Below are 23,144 nucleotides of genomic sequence, written 5' to 3' on the forward strand. Positions count from 1 at the left end.
AATGGAAACACGGGAAGTATTACAAAAATTAAAGAACGGAGAGCTTTCTTTGGAGGAGGCAGAACAGTATTTTCGAAGGCAGCCTTTTGAAGAGCTGGGATATGCGAAGCTGGATACCCATAGAAAAGTACGGTCAGGTTTTGCGGAGGTGATCTTCTGCAGCGGAAAGACAGACGAGCATTTGCTGAGTATATTTGGGAAGCTGTATGAGGAAGAAGGAGAAGTTTTCGGAACCAGAGCGTCCAAACAGCAATACGAGATGATTCGGCAGAAATATCCGGAAACTCAATACGATGAAGTTTCCAGGATTATAAAAATAGAGAAAACGGAGAAGAAAAGAGCAGGAAAAATTGCGGTTTGTACAGCGGGAACGGCCGATATTCCGGTAGCGGAGGAGGCTGCCCAGACTGCGGAGTATTTTGGCACCTATGTAGAACGGATTTACGATATCGGCGTGTGCGGTATTCATCGATTATTGTCGCAGATTGAAACCATTCAGAGTGCAAATTGTATTGTAGCTGTTGCAGGGATGGAGGGTGCTTTGGCCAGTGTAATGGCTGGTTTAGTGGACAAGCCTGTCATCGGCGTTCCCACTTCTGTGGGGTATGGTGCATCCATGAACGGATTGTCAGCCCTGTTGACCATGATTAATTCCTGTGCCAACGGAATTGCGGTGGTAAATATTGATAATGGATACGGAGCCGGATATATGGCTACGCAGATTAATCGATTAGGGGTCAAAACAAACCCCCTATAGGCGGATATGCTTTTTTCCTGTTGAAAACAGTTTGTACAGCAGGAGTCTTAAAAATTTCATAAAGGGACGTTTTCCCGGCGTTGTTTAGTAAAAACAACGCTATTTTAACAGAATTTTCAGGTTTATTGACATATTAGGCTGGGAATAATATGATACATTTAAAGTGTATAAATAAAGTGGAGGCGTAAGGGTATGAATTTTTTTAAAAAGTCAGAAGTAAATGCCTGTAATGGCACTGTGGCAAAAGACAGCATGAAAGAACTATCCGACAAATATTTAGAATTAATCAGCGGATTTTCTTTTTCCGCCGATGAGCTGGATATCGAAATGAATGAGATTCTTGTAAGAATCCAAGAGCTTACGTCGGAAGCAAAAGAGCAGGCATCCAGCATGATTTCTATGAATGATGTCATTGATATTATTTATACGACCGTGCAGGAAAGCAGAAAGAAAGCTTCGCAGGCTTCTGAAATTTCCAATCATACATATGAAAACATAGTGGATAAGCGAAAGCGGTTTGAGGAGATTACCAAAAGTCTGGGAGAAAATGGTGAACATTTAAGCTCCGCTAAAAATTCCTTTGCCGAACTGGAAGAAAAAATGAGGACAGCCAAATCGCTTGTAGAACAAATTGAGCATATTTCTTCACAGACGAATCTGCTGGCTTTAAATGCTTCTGTGGAAGCGGCAAGAGCCGGGGAGCATGGCCGTGGATTCTCAGTCATAGCGGAGGAAGTCCGGCATCTGGCCAGTGAAACCAGTGAGGTAAATAAGGTGATCAGTGGGATTATTACCGATATTGCCGTGTCTGTAGAAAAATCTAAAAAAAATGTCCATCAGGTCATGGAAAGTATTGTTTTTCAAAATACGCAGATTGAAAATACGATTGAGGATTTTGCTCTCATTGAAAATGTGTCAAGAGACTCCAGTGAAATGAGCAGCTGGATCGCCGACAATTCAAAAGAGTTGGAGGAATCCATTTATTCCGCCAAAGAGGTGATTGGGAAGGTAACGGATTCAGTTGACACCTCATCGAATAAAATAGAAGAGCTCTCCCAATCCATTCAGGAGGAGACCCATTCCGTGGATACTATTAAACAGCGGATTGAAGAACTGGAACAGCTGAATTTTCAGCTTATGAAGAAAGAAAGTCTGAAAAAGCCCACCACCGTTGTAGTGGCCACTTCTCCGTATGAGCCTTATATTATTTATGATGAACAGACAGGAAAAATATCCGGAATGGACTATGACTTAATCAAGGCGGCGTTTAAAGATTCCGGATATCAGGTCGAATTCAAAATCGTTCCTTGGGATACTTCCGTTAAGATGGTAAAAAATGGGCTGTCAGATATTCTTCCGGCCATATCCTATGATCAGGACAGAGAGACGTATTTAAAATTTAGTGAGAGCTATCGCTTTGAAAGCCCGTATGGATTCTATACAAGCCGGAGCATGGAAATAGAGGTAAATCAGTTGTCAGATCTGGAAGGGAAGAAGGTCGGAGTGATGTCCGGATATACGTATTTTCCGGAGCTGTACAAGCTGGGTATAAAGCTTGAAGAAAGCAATAAAGAAGAGATTTTGTTCAAAAAGCTGATAAAAGGGCTTTTGGATGTGGTGGTACTGGAGATGGAGACCGGAGATTATCATCTAAAAAAATTAAAAATGGAGCAATGGATTTGCAAAGAACCTTATACTTTTGTTTTAGAAAATCCGGTAAAGACCTATCTGGGGTTTGGAAGAGTTAAAAATCATGACTTAATCTGTGAGCTGTTTAATAAAAGAAGCAAAGAGATGCAGAAAAATGGTATTTCAGAGAAAATTACCGCTGGATATAGATAAACCGGATTACTAATCAGAGAGTAATAGAAGAAGAAAGAAAAAGGACGTCTCAGCGTGGTTGAATCATGGTATGCTCCCAATTTAGCAGGGAGCATATTATCCATCCTGGAGACGCCTTTTTTGTTGCGTTAGTCTGTGTAGGCAAAATCAACTGTAACGAATGCTTCAACGGACAATCCGCCGGGAATGATCGGCGTGGTGGCCGCCCCTCGCGGTGTGAAAAGAAACGGGACAGGCGGAATACTGTTTTCGAGTATACGTATCGGTACTGGATTTAGTCTCGTATGTAGCGTGTCGGAAATAGATTTGGCTTTGTCAACAGCATTATTCAAAGCATTGTTTAAGGCCTGCTGGTAAAAGAGAGCCGGCTCAGAGAGTTCAAAAGAAATAGCTTCTATCAAATTGGAGCCTGCACTGACTACGGTGTCGATTATTTTTCCGACTTCATTGAGCTTATCCGTCTGAATCTGGACTATATGTTTTACCTCATACCCTTTGTCGATTTGTTTGCCCTCCTGATATTCATAGAGCTGATCTATTAGATATTGAACCGTTTTTATTTCCGTTATTCCCAGCAGGTTCAGAGCCTGAATGACTTCTTTCATACTTTGTGCATTGTCCGACTGTATTTGAGATACATTATATCCGGTGGTTCGAACACCTAAGCGAATGACGGCTGTATCCGGGGCTGCGGTAACATATCCCTGACCCGTCAAGGTCATGGTATGATTGGAATAGTTGTTGTCCGATAGGGAGCGTACCATAAAAAGTCTCCTTTCATTTTTTTATGCAGGAAATATGTTTACAGTACCAGTATATTAAAGAGGTACGTTTTTGGGTCCTAATTCAGTTTCTAAATCATAATTTTGCTATGGGATAAAGAATGCTTTGCAACAAAAAGTAGCGTTTAACCCATATTAAACGCTACTTTGGTATATGAAAATCCCCGGATATCTCGAGGCGCCTTTTGTTTACATAAACAATATTACTTTAAACCCATCTGCTGCCTCTTTTTCAGTATATGAGCTTTCATGTCCTTTGCAGCCTGAACCGGGTCATCTCCTATGGCGATTTTTCCGCCTGTTAAACCTTCCACATCTTGCGTGACCAGCTTCACCAAGTTGGGGGCTCCCGTTACGAATGGCGTCGGGGAAAGATGGGTGTAAGCCCCATAAGCGACTGCAAATAGACCATCAATGGTGGCCTTTTGCTCCATCCATTCCGGAGCGGTAACAGCGATTGGAAGATCCGGAATATCTACCTTTAGGTGATCCGCAAGGGCGGTGACCAGCATGGAGATTCGGCCGGTATCCGTACAGGTGCCAAAGCTTAAAACCGGAGGAATGTTTAATGCTCTGCATACGGATTGCAGTCCTTCTCCGGCCAATTCAACGGCATCTAAATTACATAGGCCGGCAACCTCTAAGGCATGATTTCCGCAGCCGCCTGCAACCACCAATATATCCCCTTTAATTAACTCTTTTGTTATATTCACTGTATTCCAGTCCTGAGGTCCGTTCCGCAGGGTGGAACAGCTTGCTAATGCTACGATTCCCTTAATTTGTCCTTTTGCAATGACATCTACAAGGGTATCCAAATTATTGCCGATCGCACCCAGTACAGCTTCCGTGGAAAATCCGGCGATCGCTTTTGTTTTATGCTTTGGCACCAACGGTTTAATCCTGCTATGCCGTCTTTTGAAGTTCTCAATAGCTATTTGTATGCATTGTTCCGCCATTTGATCGGCTTTTGCCGGATAATAAGGCATAGTGTGAGCGGTGCCCGGAACCCCGATAATGGTGCTGACACTGATCAGCGCGACTTGATATTTTTCCGCATATTGATCTATTGCCGGAGGAGAGCAGTTCTCTTCCATGACCAGAGCGTCTACAGTTCCTGTTGCGAGGAAGGGTTCAATGGATAGCCAATCGCCCATTAACCCAACAAAAACGTTATCTATTTCAAATCTCTGCAGTAATTCCTGACCCGTTTCGATGGAGCCTACGATGTGAATTCCTTTTGCTCCGGCTTTTCTTGCCAGTTCCTGGAACTCAGGCAGCTTTGCCTTTTGCAGAGCAGCGGCACCCACCCAAGGCTGATGTCCGTTAAACGCAATATTAACATAATCCGGATCCATGATGCCCAGATCCACGTCTACCTCGTGGGGCATCGGTGTGCCGAACAAAATATCCTGAACCATTTCAAGGCCGATTTGAGCGGTATAAATGGTGGAAAGGCCTAATCGAAGAGCCTTTTTAGCCAGAGAAACATAGTCTCCGTCTACATTTGTGAGACAACTGGCGATGGAAAGCTCTACCTCATGCTCCACTCCGGAAGGGTAAATATTTAATTTTTCCCAAACAGGTTTTCTTTTTTGCGGGGCAAAAGCTTCAACCATCACACTTTTCTCGTCTGGGGTACATTTCATTTCCTTATCCAGAAATTCGGCTAATTGAACCGCCATAGCATAAACATCCTGATTCGTGTTAATGGAGACTTTTTCGCACATCCAGCGAAGTTTCTTTTCGTCGGTGATACCAAATGTGGTTTTTCCTTCTCCCGTAGCTTTTAAGGTTCGGAAGGCTTCGTAGGCGTGATGAGCATACGTCGCGGCGCCCATAATGTTCCGCATGAGAAGATTTCTCATAGCCATTGCATCCGGACCAATTCCGCAGACTCCCTTATCGGCTCCGGCTTTTTCGCTGATTCTGCAAGGCCCCTGCGTACATAACTGACAGCTCACGCCTTGAAGGCAGAAGTTACAGCGAATTTTTTCCTGGGGATCCCATCTGGAAAATACGCTGGAAAGACCATCTTCTTTTATTCGAATCAGCATTTCTTCTACGGAATCATGATAACTGACTCGTCCTGCGCTATTTTTAGAAATTGTTTCTGACATCTTTAACCTCCTGGCTTGTCTTTAAATAAAGTTGCTGCCATTAGTATGCCAGTTTTAGAAAAAATTATCAGATTTTCACTACTGTAACAGCTACCATTCCCCTTGAATGACATCATATTTATGATTGGCGGAGAAATCAGCATTATCGAAATAGTTATATCCGGAATGACCAAACGTGGTATCCACATTGATCCATTTCTTTCCCTCCGCATCATAAATCTGATTCCATGCGTGATCCCCCCATTCGGAGCCATTATAGGCAAGTCCGGTGACAAAGCGCACCTTTAAGTCTACCGCACGGCACATGGAAATGTATAGGCAGGAATAGTCAAAACAGATTCCTTCCCGCTGTTCATAGGTCACCACAGAGCCTGAGTCCACATGAGAGGGGTTTTGCACGATGATAGCTGCCTTATCCCTGTCGTATTGGATATTTCGGCTGATCCATTTGTACAGCAGGTAGGCCTTTTCCCGGTCATTTGTTTTCGTTCCAACAATTTCTTTCGCTTTTTTGTCAATTTCATCGTTGGATTGAATCGCTTGATCCAGCGTAACCCCGTTAAAATATTTGATAACAGGTACTTTCCAGTAATTAGGATCCGTACTGTCCGCATTTTTTTTTGCAAAATCCTCTTCTGCCCGTTTAAAAGAATCATTGAACAGTACAGGAAGTTTTTTTACGATGTCTGTATTTAAGATCGGATGGAGTATATTTTTATTGATCAGCTGATAAACAGAAGATTGATGGATATACTCTTCCCCATTGGGATTGTTAATATAGCTGGAATAGAAATTGAGCAGCAGCGTGAACACAAGAACCATACATATGGCTTTGGGAAGCTGCCATATGACGCTGAGCATTCGTCTCATCCGGCTGCTCATGGCATTGAAGGTCGAGGTCAGTCTGCCGGACAGCGGAAGGATCAACCATCGATAGATGGGAATGGATACAACCTCCAGAATCCAGATGATGACCGAGAGTAAAACGAACAGAGCGATTACATATGCCACAACATCATATCTATAGCGGCTGACCCAATTCTGCACGGTTGGAAAGTGCTGGTATAGAATCGCAAAAATACCCTCCTGATTGCCAGAAAAAATACCGCTGGCAAAATGAAAGGCAAAGATAATTCCAATAATGAATATAAAGCTGTTCAGTATGGATAAAAATGAGTTTTCTACTCGATTTCCCGTAATTGGATGTAGCAGGCCCATGAGTAAAGGCATGGCAAAAATACCTGTTACTAAAACTGTTATCATATTGATATGATTCAATAAGTTCATAGAGGCTCCTTATATTTATGCTGAATAGAATCATTATACTATGCAAGCATGTCGCAGCAGGATTCAATGATTCCTTCTTTACGGCGAAGCCGTATTTTAATGAATGGAATCATTATACCACAAGGTAGGAAACAGAAACTACCGACAGAATATACCAAAAATTCGGTGGACGATTCGGAATCCATTTTTAAGAATCTCCACAATATCTCCATAAAGGCTTGATACTATGAAAAGAACAAAATGTATGCTGAATGGAGATACACGAAGTTGTTAGGGAGGACTATTTGTGGGAAAAAGATTAATCAAGAAGAAACTTAAAGTAGATAAGATGACGTGCATAGGCTGTGAGACCAGAATTGAAAATGAAATAAACAAAATGGATGGTGTTTATGGGGCGGAGGCCAGTTATACGGCTTCCTGTTTAACGGTTACCTATAGTCCGGAGGAAGTATCCCTGGGAGAAATTATAAAAACCGTAGAAAAGCTTGGCTATAAAGTACGCCGGGAGAAGAATGCCCCGGTGAAAGTATCAGGGAGAGCATCGAATAAAGTATCAGCCGAAGCATCAGGTGCAGCATCCGAGCATGAGCCTGAAAAAGGTTCCAACAGTCAGCTCATCACCATGGGAATCCTTATAGCCGGCATATATCTTATCATAAAAAATACTATAGGGTTTAATTTCATACCGCAGATAACCCCCAATATGGGCTACGGCATTCTGTTCCTAGTGGGGATGCTGTCCTCTATTCATTGTGTCGCTATGTGCGGGGGAATTAATCTATCCCTCTGTGTATCCTATAAATTTGAACAGGAGGGACAGAGTAAGTTCTCTAAATTCTTACCAAGCTTTCTATACAATGGAGGACGAATCCTATCCTATACGGTGATAGGCGGGATCGTGGGAGCATTGGGCTCTGTGTTTACTCTTTCCAATGCGGGGAGTGCCTTTATCACCATAATTGCAGGAACCTTTATGGTAATTATGGGATTGAACATGCTGAATGTATTTCCTGCACTCCGAAAACTAAATCCCCACATGCCTAAGCTCTTTGCCAATAAGATACATAGTGCCAAGAATAGCAAAGGCCCTTTTGTCGTGGGATTATTAAATGGTCTGATGCCATGCGGACCGCTTCAAGCCATGCAGCTGTATGCACTTGGAACGGGAAGCTTCGTGTCAGGAGCCGTGTCCATGTTCGTATTCAGTCTGGGGACAGTGCCGCTGCTTTTTGCATTTGGAGCATTCGGTTCCATGCTCAGCTCTAAATCAGCCAAGAACATGATTAAATGCAGTGCCGCACTGGTGATTGTATTAGGTGTTGTTATGCTGAACAGGGGAATGGCTTTTACCGGTATGACTCTTCCGTCTGTTTCAGCGGAATCCGGTAACAGTGCAATCATGAGCACGGTGGCCGGAGAGGAACAGCAGGTGACTACCAGCTTGGACGGAGGGAGATATTCCCCGATTGCTGTGCAGGCAGGGGTTCCTGTCAAGTGGACTATAGAAGCAGGGGCAGAGGATTTGAATGGATGCAACCGTGAGATGATTATTCCGGAATACAACATTCAGCAGGAATTACAGCCGGGGGAAAATGTCATCGAATTTACGCCGACTAAAACTGGCACCTTTGGATATAGCTGTTGGATGGGAATGGTGCGGAGCAGCATTACTGTCGTTGAAGATATTAAGGGGGAGGATGCGGCTAAAGCGGCCAAGGCTGCGGGAGAATCAGCGGGCGCAAACACCGGAGGTTCCATGAGCTGCTGCGCAATATAATATAATTTGTAATGAAAGAGCATTGTATGTTATATTGTTGGTATGGAGGAAGAGGTTATGCTGGGAGAAAAGAAAAAGGTGCTGATCGTGGATGACGAGCCTAAAATCGTAGAGGCGGTCATGGCTTATCTTGAAAAAAACGGATATGATCCCTTCGCAGCTTATGACGGAGAAAAGGCACTGGTATTATTTCATAATATTCACCCGGATCTGGTAGTCTTAGACCTGATGCTGCCTAAGCTTTCAGGAGAAGAAGTCTGTAAGGAAATCCGGAGAATGTCCCGGGTTCCGATCATCATGCTGACCGCTAAGGTGAGTGAAGAGGAAAAGATAATCGGGCTCAATATCGGAGCAGATGATTATGTGACAAAGCCTTTCAGTCCCCGAGAACTCATGGCAAGGATAAACAGCCTGCTGAGACGTGCCGATGAAGGGGTGTCTCCGCTGTTTCACATCATGAACTGGAATGATGGAGACTTGAAAATAGATTTAAATACGTATACGGTGAAAAAGTCAGAAAAAGAGGTCAGCTTGACGCCGATTGAATTTAAGCTGCTATGTGCGATGATGAAATATCCGAGAAAAACATTTACGAGAGAAGAATTGATCAACCTTGTTCTGGGCACAGAGTATGATGGGTTTGACCGAACCATTGATTCACACATTAAAAATTTAAGAAGTAAGATCGAAGCGGATTCGGCAAATCCCAAGTATATCATCACTGTTCGCGGCATTGGATATAAATTTGATGGAAAGCTGTAATGGATGAAGAGAGGAAACACATGAATGTTAGTCTGAAATTTAAATTGACCCTGTCCTATGTGCTGCTTGCTCTGATTTTGGTCAGTTCTTTTTTGTTTGTATCCAACTATGTGCTGGAAAAAAAGTTTCAAACGTATATTGTTCATACACAGGAAAAGAAAAATCAGGATATTGTACATCTGGTGACAGAGGAATTTGGAGAGAACGGAGAATTTCCGGATATGGAAATCCTGAAAAGTATTGGCAATACGGCTGTAACCCAGGGGTTGATTCTGATGGTGTCCGACGTAAAAGATAATCAGCTGTTCTGCATGAGTACGCTGGACAGCCGGGTGTGTGACAATATGCTGGAAAGCATGCGATCCAATATGGCAGGGCGGTATCCCCATTTTGACGGGAAATATGTTGAAAAGGATTATGACGTTGTAAAAAAGAATAAAAAAGTGGCAACGGTTACTTTGGGGTACTATGGACCCTATTTTTATAATAATGAAGACATCCAATTCATAGAAATACTGAATAAGATATTTATTGGAATAGGCTTAATTTTTCTCATAATCGCCATATTTTTAGGGATGTATATGGCGGACAGAATGTCTTTGCCTATTAAAAAAGTCATCAAAAAGACCAGACAAATTGAGGGAGGAAATTATACGGAAAGGTTGGATTTTGATTCCGGAACCATTGAGATCAATCAGCTGATTCAAAGCGTGAACAGACTGGCAAGCTCGCTGGAAGGGCAGCAGCTCTCCCAAAAACGTATGGCGAAGGACTACGCTCACGAGCTTCGAACGCCGCTGGCCGCTCTGCAATCTACGCTGGAGGCTATGATTGACGGGGTATTGGAGAACACGCCGGAAAGACTGGAGGGATGCAGAACAGAGATTTTGAGGCTCACCAGAATGCTGGCGGATATTGATAAAATTGTACAAATAGAGAACGACAGTCTGCAAGTTCACAAGAGCCGATTCGACGTACTAAGTGTAATCCGTCCGGTTGTTTCCAATTTCCAACAGGAACTGGAAAGCCGGAATATTAGAGTGGAAGTAGGTCCTGCCCCTTGTGAGGTCTACGCAGATAAAGATAAAATGATTCAGGTGGTTGTGAACCTGCTGTCTAACGCCATCAAATATACAGATAACGGTGGAAAAATTGAAATTTCAGCCGGTAAGTACGGAGACTGGGTAAGGTTGACCGTGTCGGATACAGGGCTGGGGATAGCCGCAGAAGACATTCCCAATATCTTTGACCATTTATACCGAACGGATAAGTCCCGGGATCGGAATACAGGCGGTTCCGGTATCGGATTGTCCGTGGTAAAAGCCATTGTAGACGCACATGGGGGAACGATTGAAGTAAAGAGCGAATTGGGCAAAGGGAGTGTTTTCACGGTTCAGCTTCCCTTGCTTAAATAACAAAATGGGGAGCTTGTCGCTCCCCATTTTGTACGGACTCGCATTATTTAATTTCAATTTGAAGCTTGCTGGCAGCCGGTTCCGATTTCGGAAGTGAAATCTTTAAAACCCCATCCTCCAGCTTTGCGTCCACATTTGCCGCATCAATATCTTTCAGATATACGGAACGCTGCATGGAACTGCTTCTGCGTTCTTTGTGAAGATAGCTTTCTTTTTCTTCATTTATTTCTTCATTTTTTTCTACCTTAATGATCAGATAATCATTTTGATAGTCCAGCTTAATTTCTTCTTTTTTGATACCAGGCATTTCTGCTTCTACTAGATAGGCATTTCCCTGATCCTTTACATCCATTTTAAAGACTCCTGTTTCCGGGGCTCTGAAACCAAATGGACTGTCATTGAAAAAGTCATCTAACATATTGTAGAAGTCTATAAAATCGTGTCCATCTCTCTTTTGAAGCTGATTTCTGTTTAAAGGTGTTAATCCAAACATATTGACTCCTCCTTTTTATATGTTTATACATCATGTAATTTTGTTAGCACTCTCAATTGGTGAGTGCTAACTTTAAATAAAGAATACCGCTTGTTTTATATTTTGTCAATAGATTTCAAAAAATATTTTAAAAGTTTTTATAGAAGATGTTTTTTGTTATAATAAGCTTAAGGTGAATAAAAATCTACGGAGCGTTGATTGAAAATGATTTAATCTGCGCTTACTCTATATATGGAGGTGGCAGCATGGATTGCAGCAAAGTAGGAGAGCTGATATTAAGCTTACGTAAAGAAAAAGGAATGACGCAGAAGCAGCTTGCTGATCGGATGAATATTAGTGACAAGACAATCTCCAAGTGGGAGCGGGGTCAGGGATGTCCGGATGTATCCCTGCTTCGGGAACTGTCCAAGGTATTGGAAGTAAATATTGAGAAAATATTATTGGGAAATTTAGAGCCAAATGATGCAGACAAAGGGAATATGAAAAAAATTAAGTTTTATGTGTGTCCCACTTGCGGAAACATACTGACTGCTACCGGTGAAGGCGAAGTCTTCTGCTGTGGACGGAAATTGGCAGAACTGGTTCCGAAAATAGAGGATGAAACACATCGATTGAACGTGGAGCAAATAGAAGATGACTTTTACATTACAATTGATCATGAAATGAGTAAAACACATTTTATCAGCTTTGTAGCCTGTGCAGCTCATGACAGGATGTTGCTGGTCAAGTTGTATCCGGAGCAGGCGGCAGAAGTGCGTTTTCCGGTTATGAGAAAAGGACAAATTTATTTTTACTGTAATCAGCATGGCTTGTGGGCCAAGGAATAGAACGGCATCTAAAAACGCTCCCCGCCGGCATAGATTGCCCATCGGGGAGCGTGATACTATTCTAAATTAGAAGCCATTTTTAAGCTGCGGTGTAATAAATCACACCAGAGGAAGTGGTCACTGTTCCTAATGTGGTATTTTCTACAACAAAGGTTTCTGCATGACTTGCTGCGATTGTGCCTGTTTCTGCTACTGCGAAAGTGTACGTTTCACTATTTGTGCCGTCAGACAAGCTGACATAATAATACGCATTTGTTCCCGCCTTACAAGGGACTGCGTCGGTATTGGTCACTTCAATGGACAATACGGAATCACTGCTGTCAGTATTGAAAGGAGTACCACTTGTCACAGTGATAGCAACTTGTGCCATAAAAACTCTCTCCTTACTATTAAATTTGAAAGGAAATACTTCCACTTGTAATGTATTCAGAAATAAAGTTTGTGTGACTGTCAGGAGTAAAATTAGAACCTAAGTATTCCAATTATCATATTATTATAGTGGTGATATTAAAATGAGTTTTATGGACTTGACCTGCATGGAGGCTGTCAGTTTAATAAGTGGCGCCAAGTGCTCCGCATGGAAGAACGATCCGTTGCGAATTGGATGTAATTTTACGACCTATCTTTTCTTTGAACTTCCCCCTGCTGTCTTTTTGAATCCTGTGAAAAGGGCAAGGCTGATTCTCTTTAAAATGCCTATGAATGTTATAGAGATTCCGTCAGCATTTTGGAGCAATCAGTATTCTGTTTATCCCTTACTGGATTTTTTCAGTGTCTACAGCGGCTGGTATATCCCTCCGAGATTTGATGATAGTTTGAGAGTAGACTATGAGGATCAGGCTTGCATAAGCTACACTGAAATAGATATCACAGCAATCGCGGCAGCGTGGAGTCAAGAAAGAATGGAAAACAAAGGACTGTTTCTGACCGGAGCACCCAATGGGCGGCAGCTCATGTATGCATCGGATCAATACGAGACGGCGGGCATGCGCCCAAGACTTCGGCTGACCTACGAAGAAATATCCAGACCGTTAAGTGCAGCTCCATGCACAGTAGAAATTAATAGATAAAAAACCTCTGTAAAGCGGTTAAAAAGGCATATGAGCATTGAGCGGCTGATATGCCTTTTTTCTGTAAGACCACATTTCAACCCCCAAAAACCACATTTCAGCGAACAGGTATTGAAAAATATAACATAAAGTGAGTATTTAGAGAAGAACAATCTACCTGAGTTGGACAGAGAAAAAATAATAAATAATATTTCTGACGAAATCACAGACCAGCAAATCATAACAAAATATCAACGTTAAAACCACGCATGGTTTTAATGATATACTACCCAGACTGCTTTTATATGCGTATAAAATCCCAAAATTGGTAAAGAATTTTAATTAATTAAAAATTTCCTATTGATTTGTTAATAAAATAGCAATTATATGAACTTTTTATACAATAATTTAATAAATGGATGCCTGGTAGATCTTGCCGCCGACATGGTATGAAAAGAAATCTTACGAGGGATGGGCGAGGAGATAAGATCTTCCGGTCTATTAAAAAATAACGATTAAAGCTATATGCTTTAAAAGAATTTTGGATATAAATTATCTATTGCAATATAATGATGAAAAATGTATAATAACCACATAAAGATATTGTTAATGTTTTAACATGAAGGAGGAAGTTAGTATGGGAAGATTTACATTACCAAGAGATATTTATCACGGAAGCGGTTCCTTATCTGAATTAAAGAATTTAAAAGGTAAGAGGGCATTTTTGGTGGTAGGCGGCGGTTCTATGAAACGTTTTGGATTTCTGGATAAAGCACAGGGCTTCCTGAAAGAAGCCGGAATGGAGGTGGAATTGTTTGAAAACGTGGAACCAGATCCAAGTGTAGATACTGTTATGCGCGGCGCTGAAGCCATGAAGAAGTTCCAGCCGGACTGGATTGTTTCCATGGGAGGCGGTTCTCCAATAGATGCAGCAAAGGCGATGTGGGCATTCTATGAATATCCGGATACGACTTTTGAAGATTTGATCACTCCTTTCAGTTTCCCGGAATTGAGGACGAAAGCCAGATTCTGTGCCATTCCTTCCACTTCGGGAACAGCCACAGAAGTCACTGCTTTTAGTGTTATTACAGATTATGAAAAAGGGATCAAGTATCCTTTAGCGGATTTTAATATAACGCCTGACATTGCCATTGTAGACCCTGAGCTTGCAGAAACAATGCCGCCGAAATTGACGGCATATACGGGGATGGATGCAATGACGCATGCGATTGAAGCCTATGTATCCACTCTCCACTGTGACTATACGGATCCTCTTGCACTTCATGCCATTAAAATGGTGCATGAATTCCTAAAAAAATCTTATGACGGGAATAAGGAAGCAAAAGAGAGGATGCACAATGCACAATGCCTGGCCGGCATGGCATTTTCAAATGCACTGCTTGGAATCGTACATTCTATGGCGCATAAGACGGGAGCTGCTTACAGCGGCGGGCACATCGTCCACGGCTGCGCCAATGCCATGTATCTGCCTAGAGTGATTCAGTTTAATGCCAAAAATTCGGAAGCAGCCGGCAGATATGCTGAAATTGCTCGATTTATCGGACTGAAAGGGGATACCGAAGAGGAATTGATTGATTTACTGGTGAAAGAAATTAAAGCCATGAATGATTCTCTGGATATTCCTTGCTGCATTAAGACCTATGAAGGCGGTATTATCGATGAAAAGGAATTTATGGATAAGCTTTCAAAAATAGCAGAACTGGCTATAGGTGATGCCTGCACCGGTTCTAATCCAAGAATTCCTACTCAGGAAGAAATGGAAAAGCTGTTGAAGGCCTGTTATTATGGAGAAGATATTGATTTCTAATGCTGCGGTAATATACCAGTCCAACCATGTTAATCCGTAAAAAATATATAATAAAAAAGAAAGAACTCCTTGGATTATAGTGATTCAAGGAGTTCTTTCTTTATCCTCTGCGCATTAAAAAATCAGAAGCTAATGAATAGAAGGCAGTGAGCTTAAATTATTGTTTTCAGAGCCGTCGGGAATAGATTTTAAATATTCCGTATTGCCGCGATGAGAAACGCCTACGCCCATAATTCCTCCCCGTTTAGCCAGTTCAATACACTCTTCCTTGGAGAGAATGCTGTTATCGGACAGTTGATAACCTGTCACGCGCCCGCTGCTTTTGACCAGACCGGTAATGCGTTTGGCATCGCTGGACGGAGTAGGTATTTGATCCAGAGTATTGCGTGCCAGTGCTGCATCCATTGTATTTTTTTGGTCGTTCATAATCGAACCTCCTTTTCTTTCTTTTTCATTTGTATTCTGCGTAGAATACAGGGATTTTATGAATGGTCACAGAAATTATTTCAAAGGTTCCCTATTCACCATTTTGTTTAAAATCACATACAATGAAAGTATATATTATAAAAATAATGAGGTGGTGTTTTTGGCAGTATTAGAAGTAAAAAACATCCAAGAAAAGTATCAGGCATTAAACGGAGAAATAACCGCATTAGAAAATATAAGTTTTCATGTGGAAAAAGGTGAATTTGTCAGTGTAGTCGGACCCAGCGGGTGCGGCAAATCAACACTGCTTTCTATTATTGCAGGGCTTCTAAAACCGACCGCAGGAGAGATTTATGTAAAGGGAGAAAAAATTGAAGGGGTAACGACTCATATTGGATACATGTTGCAGAAAGATAACCTGCTGGATTGGAGAACGATTTATAAGAATGTCATGCTGGGGCTGGAAATACAGAAGAACGTAACTCATGAAAATGAGGCAAGAGTGATAGAATTGTTAAAGACCTATGGACTTTATGAATTTAAAGATAAGTACCCGTCTCAACTATCTGGAGGAATGCGGCAGAGGGTCGCTTTGATCCGAACCCTTGCCATTAACCCAGATATTTTGTTATTGGATGAAGCTTTTTCCGCGCTGGACTATCAGACCAGACTGGCGGTAACCAATGATGTCTACGGCATATTAAAACAGGAGCAGGTAACAACTATTATGGTTACCCATGATATACCGGAAGGAATCAGTATGGGAGATAAGATTGTCATGTTGAGTGCCAGGCCGGCTGTGGTGAAGGAGGTTCTGGCTATAGACTTTGAAATGGAAAACAGGAATCCTTTAAATTGCAGAAACAGTCCAAAGTTTGGAAAATATTTCGATCATATTTGGAAGGAGCTGAGCAGCAATGAATGAACAGATTGTTTCCAAGGAAAGAACCCTGTTTTTAAAAAAGCAAAAACATCGGAAGCAGATGATTCTTTTTTGGCAGATCGGAATTTTAGTATTTTTGATAGCTCTTTGGGAAATATCAGCCAGAGTCGGGCTCATAGACAGCTTTATACTTAGTCAGCCTTCAAGAATTTTAAAGACGTATATCAATATGGCACAAAACGGACTGCTGATGCACATTGGTGTCACCGTATATGAGACTTTAGTCGGTTTCGTTCTGGGGGTCATTACCGGAACGATTCTCGCCATTATACTCTGGTGGAGCAGCTATATCGCGAAAATCAGTGAACCTTATTTGGTCGTATTGAACAGCTTGCCAAAGATCGCGTTAGGTCCTGTCATCATTATTATTGTCGGGGCAGGAACTGAGGCCATTATCTTTATGGCTCTGGCCATATCCTTGATTGTTACCGTGCTGGAAATGTTAAATGGATTTCAGCATACAGATAAAGAATATATAAAAATGGCAACCACTTTTGGAGCAAGTAAAATGCAGATTTTCACGAAAATTGTATTTCCCTGCAACATCTTGACCCTGTTTAATTCTTTGAAGATTAATATTGGTTTGTCTTTAGTGGGTGTTATTGCCGGTGAATTTTTGGTGTCAAAGGCGGGGCTGGGGTATTTGATCGTTTATGGCGGTCAGGTTTTTCAGCTGGATCTTGTCATGGCCAGCGTCATTATTCTGGCTGTAGTAGCGGCGGTTATGTATGAAGCAGTCGTACTGATGCAGAATCTGGTATTAAAGCTGTACGGACACTAAAGATCCGATGGAAGATCGCAGATCTATGATTTGCAAATTGCAGTTAAAACAGTAGTGGAAGGGAGTTTGAAGTATGAAGAAATATAAGAAACTTTTATGCGCTATTTTAACCTTAGTTCTAGTAATAACTCTATTAGGCGGATGTGGTTCTGAACCAAAGAAAAGCTATAAAGTAACAGTTTGTGAAGTGACCCACTCTATCTTTTATGCTCCTCAATATGTAGCCATGAACCTGGGCTTCTTTGAGGATGAGGGCATTCAGATCGAGCTGTCGAACGGACAGGGAGCAGATAAGGTCATGGCGGCAGTTTTGTCAAACAATGTTGACATTGGCTTCGCAGGGCCGGAGGCTTCGATTTATGTTTATAATGAAGGGAAAAAAGATCATACCCAGGTGTTTGCACAGCTGACTCAGTGCGATGGGTCATTTTTGGTGGGTCGTGAGAAGGATGAAAATTTTGACTGGGATAAAATCCGGGGTAAAGTGGTACTGCCGGGCAGAAAAGGCGGAGTGCCTTACATGACATTAGAGTACGTGATGCGTAAGAATGGTATCGATCCGGCAAAGGATACCACGCTGGATAACAGCATTCAGTTTGCACTGATGGCAGGGGCGTTCACCAGCGGAAGCGGGGATTATGTTACCCTGTTTGAACCTACCGCCTCCATGCTCGAAGCTCAAGGAAAGGGATACATAGTGGCATCCATCGGAGCAGAGAGCGGAGAAATCCCATATACGGCGTATTTTGCTAAACAGAGTTTCATAAAGGACAACGAAAATATGATCCGGGGATTCGTATCAGCCATATACAAAGGACAGCAGTGGGTTCAGAGTCATAGTGCAGAGGAGATTGCAGAGGCCGTTGCTCCATCCTTCCCTGACACAGATGTGAAGCTTTTAACAACGGTTGTGCAGCGGTACAAAGATATCGGAGCATGGGCACCGGATCCTATTCTAAAGGAAGAGCCGTACAATTTATTGCAGGAAGTTATGACGAAGGCCGGAGAATTGACAAAGAAGGCACCCTACAAGGAGGTCGTCAATAATACCTACGCTGAAGAAGCTGTAAAATAGAAACGCCAGCAGGTGATACGAGAGCTGTCCCAAGCGAAAGCTTAGGACAGTTTTTGTGTGCAAAATGTAATGATTCGGGGCAGAGTGAAATATATATATTAATATTGTACATTTCAGCCTTTTACAGGCTGTTTATAATTTTGGAGGTATGTTGTCTTATGCTGCTTATGATTAGAAAGAAAACCGTGATCTGTTTGTGCTTTGCCTTATTGATTATTTTAGCAGTGCTTCTGGGAGGACGCATTATTTTTTATTACCATAATCATAAAGATGTCCTGAAAACAAATGAAGAGGGTAAAGAGTACATAAAATGGGTGGATTATAATGTGCCGTGCGAAGCGATGAAGAAAGCGTTGGAATTGGATATAGAATCGCAAGCCGATGACGTGAAACTGAACTGGATTGAGCTATTATCTTATTTGGCGGCTGAGAACGGGAACGATTTCAAATCGTACAAGGATAAACAGCTGGATGAGATCGCAGAGAAGCTCCGGGAAGGAAAGACCATGGAAGAGCTGACTAAAGACATGAAATATTATGATTATTATTATCAGGCGTACAGTGCTGTGCTTTCCGGATTTGTAGGGGCGTATGAAATAGAGGCAGCGGATAAGGACGGCAGGGGAATGCATTGGGAAAAGAGGTATGGATTAAAAGCTTTTTCACCCATTGCAAAGAATTATTATTACAATCATTATGATGATTTTGGTCAGAGCCGCTCTTATGGCTTTTCGAGAAATCATCTGGGAAATGATCTGATGGGGCAGGTTGGAACGCCGATTGTTGCCGTGGAAGGGGGAACGGTTGAAGCACTCGGATGGAATCAATACGGCGGATGGCGTATCGGCATCCGATCCCTGGATAAAAAGCGGTATTATTATTATGCACACCTGAGAAAAAATTTTCCGTATAAACTGGGTCTGAAAGAAGGCTCAGAGGTAAAGGCCGGGGATGTGATCGGCTACATGGGAAGAACAGGATATAGTACGAAAGAAAATACCAACAACATCAATGAAACGCATCTTCACTTTGGTATGGAGCTGATATTTGATGAATCTCAAAAAGAATGCAACAGTGAAATTTGGATCGATGTGTACCAGATCGTACGTTTTTTAGATGATCATCGGTCTGAGGTGGTAAAAAATCTGGTGACAAAGGATTACAGCAGGGTGTACGATATACGTGAATATCAGGGAAAAGGAAAAAAACAGGTTAGCTGAAAAGAAGATTTTATTGTATAATTACAGTAAATACAGGTACATTATGGAGGAGATGACGGATCTTCAACCTTTTAACCTCAACCAGGCAGGAGAGAAAAGATGTATTATAAAATTGAGAACGACATAATGGAAAAAACCTCCATGGAGGAATGGGAAAATAAGCAGGACGGTGTGGCTCTCTTTACCAGTGCTGACTGGGAGCAGGCGGTGAATATCCGAGCCAGTTATTTGCTGGAACAAAGCCATGACAATATTCGTTTCTGTAAGCTGGAAAGCTATGCGGACTTTTTGTTTGGTACACTGCACATACCCAGAAAAAGAGAGCGCAACGAGAATATTGGCTTTGCCTTTTACATCATGGAGAATAAACTGATTTTTATCGATGATACGGGTTTGGTCCAGAAAAACATTGAAAGAATAAGCTCCGGTAAGCTCCGGAAGGGGTATACCGTAGAACGGTTCTTATATGATTTTTTAATTTCTCTGATTGAAGAGGACGTTTTATATTTGGCTGAAATCGAAAAAGATATAACCAAAATGGAAGAATCTATTCTAGCAAAAGAAGTGGATGACTTTAATTATCGGATGCTGAGACTAAAAAAAGAACTCTCCCGTATGTATCGTTATTACAGCCAGCTGACAGACTTAGGAGAGGGTCTGTTTGATAATGAGATGGATTTTTTTGGAAAAGACGATGTGGCGACTTTCCGTATATATGCAGATCGAGTGACCAGGCTTCAAAGTGAAACACAGGTGCTCAGAGAGTATGCCATGCAGGTACAGGAGGTCTATCAATCCGAAATCGGTATCCGGCAGAACGATGTGATGAAGGTTCTGACCATGGTGACCACGATTTTTCTTCCGCTGTCTCTGATCGCAGGATGGTATGGAATGAATTTCACCCATATGCCTGAACTAACATGGATATATGGGTATCCGATGGTCATCGCTCTTAGTATCGTTATCGTTCTGGCCTGTTTGTGGCTGTTTAAGAAAAAAATGTGAGCAGAATTTTCATGAACATGGCAGCTTTTTAAAGCTGCCATGTATTGTAACACAGCCTGCATTCTGTTTTAATAAAGACTAATCCCATAAGATAAAGAAAATGGATCCTGAAAAAGAGGCAGCTGAGGCGGATTGAATGTAAATATGAAAAAGCAGATTAAAAGGATTAAAAGACCCGCCAGCCCGGCTGCGACAGCAACACTGGAAGAGAGGTAGCCAGTCTGGAGCATTTTATAGCTGAACGAATAAGCTGCAAGAATGCCCAGAATGAAGATCCCTATATCCGATACTAAAACATGGTCGCCCATAATACCCACATAGGTATAAAATATCGTTGTAATAGTGATCATTCCCAGAAGAATAGACAGAAGACGGACGGGAATGAAGTTGGGCAGCTCGGAACCATAGGCAAAAAATTCAAGAATGGCAAACAGAAACATTGGGGTAAACAATAGCTTTAAATATTCCCAGATGCTTTCATTGACTACACTGAAAATGGCAACAAGCAAATTTCCTTCCGACCAGGCGTAAGTGAAATGCAAAAGAATGCCCAATATTAGCGTGAATATCATTCCGGCTATACTCCAGGATTTCGTATTCAAAAAAACACCCCCTTTAAAGTATTATATGAGGCAATGGTATGCAAATTAACCGTTTATTTCAAATTATTTATATCTTGTTGGACAAAAAGAGCATGACAGCATCCCAGCTGGCAGAAAAGCTGGAAGTTTCAGTACGGACGATTTATCGTGATGTGGAGGTGCTGTCAGAAGCAGGCATGCCCGTCTATATGAGCAAAGGAAAGGGCGGGGGAATATTTCTTCTGCCCGGCTTTGTTCTGAATAAAACCGTCTTGACAGACCGGGAAAAATCAGAAGTATTGGCCTCCCTTCACGCCGTCAATTCGGTGAGGCCGGAGGAAAAGGATACGGTGCTGCAAAAACTGAGCAGTCTGTTCGGCTCGGGTAATGCCGACTGGATTGAGATTGATTTTCGTTCATGGTCTCACGAGAACGGAGAGAATGAGACCTTTGAAACCTTAAAAAATGCCATTTTATCTAAGAGAACAGCTCAATTTTTATATGCCAGCGGAAAGGGCGAAAAAACTTTTCGGAAGGTGTATCCGCTAAAGCTTGGATTTAAAGAGCAAAGCTGGTATTTGTACGGATACTGTGTGGAAAGACAGGATTACCGATTTTTTAAACTGAGGAGAATAAAGGATTTGGAGGTCACAGAGGAAGGGTTTAATCTGGCTGTTCCCCCAAAGATATTTTCTGAGGACAATCTGTTCAAGGAAGAATATTTTAACCTTAAATTAAGGATTTCCTCTAAGATGGCGTACAGAGTATATGACGAATTTTCACAGTTTAAGCAGTCAGAAGACGGGAGCTTTACAGCAGACATCCTGTTTCCAAAAGGAGAATGGGTATTCAGTTATGTGGCTTCTTTCGGTGAAGAATGTGAAGTATTGGAACCCGAAACGGTGAGAATGGAAATCAAAAATAAATTGCAGAGCATATTACAGTATTATTTATAATATGACATATAGTTGTCATATTAAGATGTATATAATGACTTCATCAAGCAGCTAAAGCAGGTGCTCATCCATAAAGCACACTGCATCTTAAGATGGAGGTTATAGAAAAATGAATTATCAGGTTGTTTCATTAAAAGAAAAAAAGGTCATAGGCGTAAGTGCGGTCACATCAAACAGCGATCCCAGGATGACAGAAATCATTGGAGGGCTTTGGAGCCAGCTGTATCAAGAGGGGGTTTATGACTCCATTAAAAATAAGGTGAACGAATACGCCATAGGCTTATATTCGGATTATGAAGGCGATACATATTGTGTCACTGCGGGAAATGAGGTATCGGAAGCAGAAAATGAAGAGCTTTCTGTAAAAGTCATACCTGCGGGGAGGTACGCCAAGTTTTCTGTTCATGGAAATATGGAAGCTGTCGTTGCTCAGGCTTGGGAAGAAATATGGAAGATGGATTTGGACAGGAGCTTTACCGGAGATTTTGAAGAATATTTGAATGCCGATTTTGAAAATGCGGACGTGGATATTTATATTGCGTTAAAATAAAAGTCTGTTATGGAGAAGAACGGTGGGAGAAAACATGGCAGTCGTTGCGAAAAGATTTATGGACAGCGGCCTGACCGTTGAACAGGCGGCTGAGCGCATGGGAGTTCCCGCAAATTATGTAAAGGTGTTATTGACATAAAACAGCATAATCAAGGAAATGTACAGGACTACTAACTGGGAATATCCGGTTAGTAGTTTTTAATTGAAGCCTTGTCCGCATCTGTGAGGTGCCCCGCAAGTCTCGCACAGGAATTTCAGCTATCTGATAAACTTCTTGACAGCTCATCTACTTTGCATTACAATGTACCTAAACTACTATGCATTGCAATATAGATGGAGGGAGACAAATGATACCGTCACAAATGCTGAAGGGCGTGCTGGAAGGCTGTGTTCTGAAAGTCGTATCTGGGCAGGAGACCTATGGCTATCAGATCGTACAGGAATTAAAAAACTATGGATTTACGGAAATCGTTGAGGGGACCATTTATCCCCTGCTTTTAAGGCTGGACAATAAGGGTATGCTGAAATCCAGGCTGGTAGACTCAGACATCGGACCAAAGCGAAAATACTACAGTATCACACTTTTGGGAACAGAAGTATTAAAAGAATTTCGGAACAATTGGAAAGAGCTTGATGCCGTAGTAAATGCGTTATTTAGGGGGGAAGAGTGA

23 protein-coding genes are annotated in these 23,144 nt (G+C 41.9%); 16 read left to right on the forward strand and 7 right to left on the reverse strand.

Translation table 11 applies throughout. The features are described from left to right. Nucleotide 1: 1 nt before the first annotated feature. The gene (larB, locus tag EQM06_RS02740) at nt 2-757 is read left to right on the forward strand and encodes a nickel pincer cofactor biosynthesis protein LarB (protein WP_128744888.1); all 756 of its coding nucleotides are present in this window, start codon (nt 2-4) and stop codon (nt 755-757) included. 192 nt (nt 758-949) lie between these two features. Continuing rightward, nucleotides 950-2,599 carry a methyl-accepting chemotaxis protein gene (locus EQM06_RS02745; protein ID WP_128744889.1) on the forward strand — a complete coding sequence of 550 codons (1,650 nt, stop codon included), beginning with the start codon at nt 950-952 and terminating at the stop codon, nt 2,597-2,599. 128 nt (nt 2,600-2,727) lie between these two features. Here EQM06_RS02745 and EQM06_RS02750 read toward each other — a convergent pair whose 3' ends face one another. The 3 genes from EQM06_RS02750 to EQM06_RS02760 all read right to left on the reverse strand — a co-directional run bounded on the left by EQM06_RS02750 (nt 2,728) and on the right by EQM06_RS02760 (nt 6,785). Then, nucleotides 2,728-3,363, reverse strand: coding sequence for an SIMPL domain-containing protein (locus tag EQM06_RS02750; protein WP_128744890.1), 636 nt, complete (start codon nt 3,361-3,363; stop codon nt 2,728-2,730). A gap of 221 nt (nt 3,364-3,584) precedes the next feature. Further along, entirely contained in the window at nt 3,585-5,498 is a 1,914-nt protein-coding gene (gene cooS / locus EQM06_RS02755) for an anaerobic carbon-monoxide dehydrogenase catalytic subunit (protein ID WP_128744891.1), read from the reverse strand. Nucleotides 5,499-5,588: 90 nt separating this feature from the next. Continuing rightward, nucleotides 5,589-6,785, reverse strand: coding sequence for a transglutaminase-like domain-containing protein (locus tag EQM06_RS02760; RefSeq protein ID WP_128744892.1), 1,197 nt, complete (start codon nt 6,783-6,785; stop codon nt 5,589-5,591). Nucleotides 6,786-7,071: 286 nt separating this feature from the next. Between EQM06_RS02760 and EQM06_RS02765 the strand changes: the two genes are divergently transcribed. The 3 genes from EQM06_RS02765 to EQM06_RS02775 are packed head-to-tail and all read left to right on the forward strand — an operon-like array spanning nt 7,072 to nt 10,739. Further along, the gene (locus EQM06_RS02765; protein WP_128744893.1) at nt 7,072-8,562 is read left to right on the forward strand and encodes an urease accessory protein UreH domain-containing protein; all 1,491 of its coding nucleotides are present in this window, start codon (nt 7,072-7,074) and stop codon (nt 8,560-8,562) included. Nucleotides 8,563-8,619: 57 nt separating this feature from the next. After that, nucleotides 8,620-9,324, forward strand: coding sequence for a response regulator transcription factor (locus tag EQM06_RS02770; RefSeq protein ID WP_128746769.1), 705 nt, complete (start codon nt 8,620-8,622; stop codon nt 9,322-9,324). Nucleotides 9,325-9,344: 20 nt separating this feature from the next. Next, nucleotides 9,345-10,739 (forward strand): sensor histidine kinase, encoded by a 1,395-nt coding sequence (locus EQM06_RS02775; protein WP_164914322.1) that lies wholly within the window; start codon nt 9,345-9,347, stop codon nt 10,737-10,739. 43 nt (nt 10,740-10,782) lie between these two features. Here EQM06_RS02775 and EQM06_RS02780 read toward each other — a convergent pair whose 3' ends face one another. After that, a complete protein-coding gene (locus EQM06_RS02780; RefSeq protein ID WP_128744895.1) occupies nt 10,783-11,232 on the reverse strand; it encodes an Hsp20/alpha crystallin family protein in 450 nt (149 codons plus the stop codon). Between the two features lie 245 nt (nt 11,233-11,477). Between EQM06_RS02780 and EQM06_RS02785 the strand changes: the two genes are divergently transcribed. Then, a complete protein-coding gene (locus EQM06_RS02785) occupies nt 11,478-12,059 on the forward strand; it encodes a helix-turn-helix domain-containing protein (protein WP_128744896.1) in 582 nt (193 codons plus the stop codon). A gap of 79 nt (nt 12,060-12,138) precedes the next feature. Here the strand turns inward: EQM06_RS02785 and EQM06_RS02790 are convergent, their stop codons facing one another. Beyond that, nucleotides 12,139-12,429 carry a hypothetical protein gene (locus tag EQM06_RS02790; RefSeq protein WP_128744897.1) on the reverse strand — a complete coding sequence of 97 codons (291 nt, stop codon included), beginning with the start codon at nt 12,427-12,429 and terminating at the stop codon, nt 12,139-12,141. Between the two features lie 142 nt (nt 12,430-12,571). On the opposite strand from EQM06_RS02790, the gene EQM06_RS02795 reads away from it, so the two are divergent. Together EQM06_RS02795 and EQM06_RS02800 are read left to right on the forward strand one after the other, a co-directional pair. Next, on the forward strand, nt 12,572-13,129 hold the full coding sequence (locus EQM06_RS02795; protein ID WP_128744898.1) for a hypothetical protein: 558 nt from the start codon (nt 12,572-12,574) through the stop codon (nt 13,127-13,129). Between the two features lie 616 nt (nt 13,130-13,745). Next, a complete protein-coding gene (locus tag EQM06_RS02800) occupies nt 13,746-14,936 on the forward strand; it encodes an iron-containing alcohol dehydrogenase (protein WP_128744899.1) in 1,191 nt (396 codons plus the stop codon). Between the two features lie 129 nt (nt 14,937-15,065). On the opposite strand, the gene EQM06_RS02805 is transcribed toward EQM06_RS02800, so the two are convergent. Continuing rightward, nucleotides 15,066-15,362 (reverse strand): DUF3892 domain-containing protein, encoded by a 297-nt coding sequence (locus EQM06_RS02805; RefSeq protein ID WP_128744900.1) that lies wholly within the window; start codon nt 15,360-15,362, stop codon nt 15,066-15,068. Nucleotides 15,363-15,522: 160 nt separating this feature from the next. On the opposite strand from EQM06_RS02805, the gene EQM06_RS02810 reads away from it, so the two are divergent. The 5 genes from EQM06_RS02810 (at nt 15,523) to EQM06_RS02830 (ending at nt 20,386) form a co-directional block, all read left to right on the forward strand. After that, complete coding sequence (locus EQM06_RS02810; protein ID WP_230975003.1) at nt 15,523-16,287, forward strand: ABC transporter ATP-binding protein; 765 nt, start codon at nt 15,523-15,525, stop codon at nt 16,285-16,287. After that, nucleotides 16,280-17,086, forward strand: coding sequence for an ABC transporter permease (locus tag EQM06_RS02815; protein ID WP_128744902.1), 807 nt, complete (start codon nt 16,280-16,282; stop codon nt 17,084-17,086). Before EQM06_RS02810 ends, EQM06_RS02815 begins: the two co-directional genes overlap by 8 nt. Nucleotides 17,087-17,159: 73 nt before the next feature. After that, on the forward strand, nt 17,160-18,161 hold the full coding sequence (locus tag EQM06_RS02820) for an ABC transporter substrate-binding protein (protein ID WP_128744903.1): 1,002 nt from the start codon (nt 17,160-17,162) through the stop codon (nt 18,159-18,161). A 158-nt stretch (nt 18,162-18,319) separates the two neighbouring features. After that, nucleotides 18,320-19,381 carry a M23 family metallopeptidase gene (locus tag EQM06_RS02825; RefSeq protein WP_128744904.1) on the forward strand — a complete coding sequence of 354 codons (1,062 nt, stop codon included), beginning with the start codon at nt 18,320-18,322 and terminating at the stop codon, nt 19,379-19,381. 99 nt (nt 19,382-19,480) lie between these two features. Next, on the forward strand, nt 19,481-20,386 hold the full coding sequence (locus EQM06_RS02830; protein ID WP_128744905.1) for a magnesium transporter CorA family protein: 906 nt from the start codon (nt 19,481-19,483) through the stop codon (nt 20,384-20,386). Between the two features lie 68 nt (nt 20,387-20,454). Here the strand turns inward: EQM06_RS02830 and EQM06_RS02835 are convergent, their stop codons facing one another. Continuing rightward, complete coding sequence (locus tag EQM06_RS02835) at nt 20,455-20,988, reverse strand: DUF6512 family protein (RefSeq protein ID WP_128744906.1); 534 nt, start codon at nt 20,986-20,988, stop codon at nt 20,455-20,457. Between the two features lie 38 nt (nt 20,989-21,026). On the opposite strand from EQM06_RS02835, the gene EQM06_RS02840 reads away from it, so the two are divergent. The 3 genes from EQM06_RS02840 (at nt 21,027) to EQM06_RS02850 (ending at nt 23,144) form a co-directional block, all read left to right on the forward strand. Further along, nucleotides 21,027-21,923 carry a helix-turn-helix transcriptional regulator gene (locus tag EQM06_RS02840; RefSeq protein WP_128744907.1) on the forward strand — a complete coding sequence of 299 codons (897 nt, stop codon included), beginning with the start codon at nt 21,027-21,029 and terminating at the stop codon, nt 21,921-21,923. A gap of 109 nt (nt 21,924-22,032) precedes the next feature. Then, the gene (locus tag EQM06_RS02845) at nt 22,033-22,473 is read left to right on the forward strand and encodes a GyrI-like domain-containing protein (protein ID WP_128744908.1); all 441 of its coding nucleotides are present in this window, start codon (nt 22,033-22,035) and stop codon (nt 22,471-22,473) included. Nucleotides 22,474-22,820: 347 nt separating this feature from the next. Further along, the gene (locus tag EQM06_RS02850; protein ID WP_128744909.1) at nt 22,821-23,144 is read left to right on the forward strand and encodes a PadR family transcriptional regulator; all 324 of its coding nucleotides are present in this window, start codon (nt 22,821-22,823) and stop codon (nt 23,142-23,144) included.

The sequence above is a fragment of the Aminipila luticellarii genome (assembly GCF_004103735.1).
In the GTDB taxonomy this organism is placed as follows: Bacteria; Bacillota; Clostridia; order Peptostreptococcales; family Anaerovoracaceae; genus Aminipila; species Aminipila luticellarii.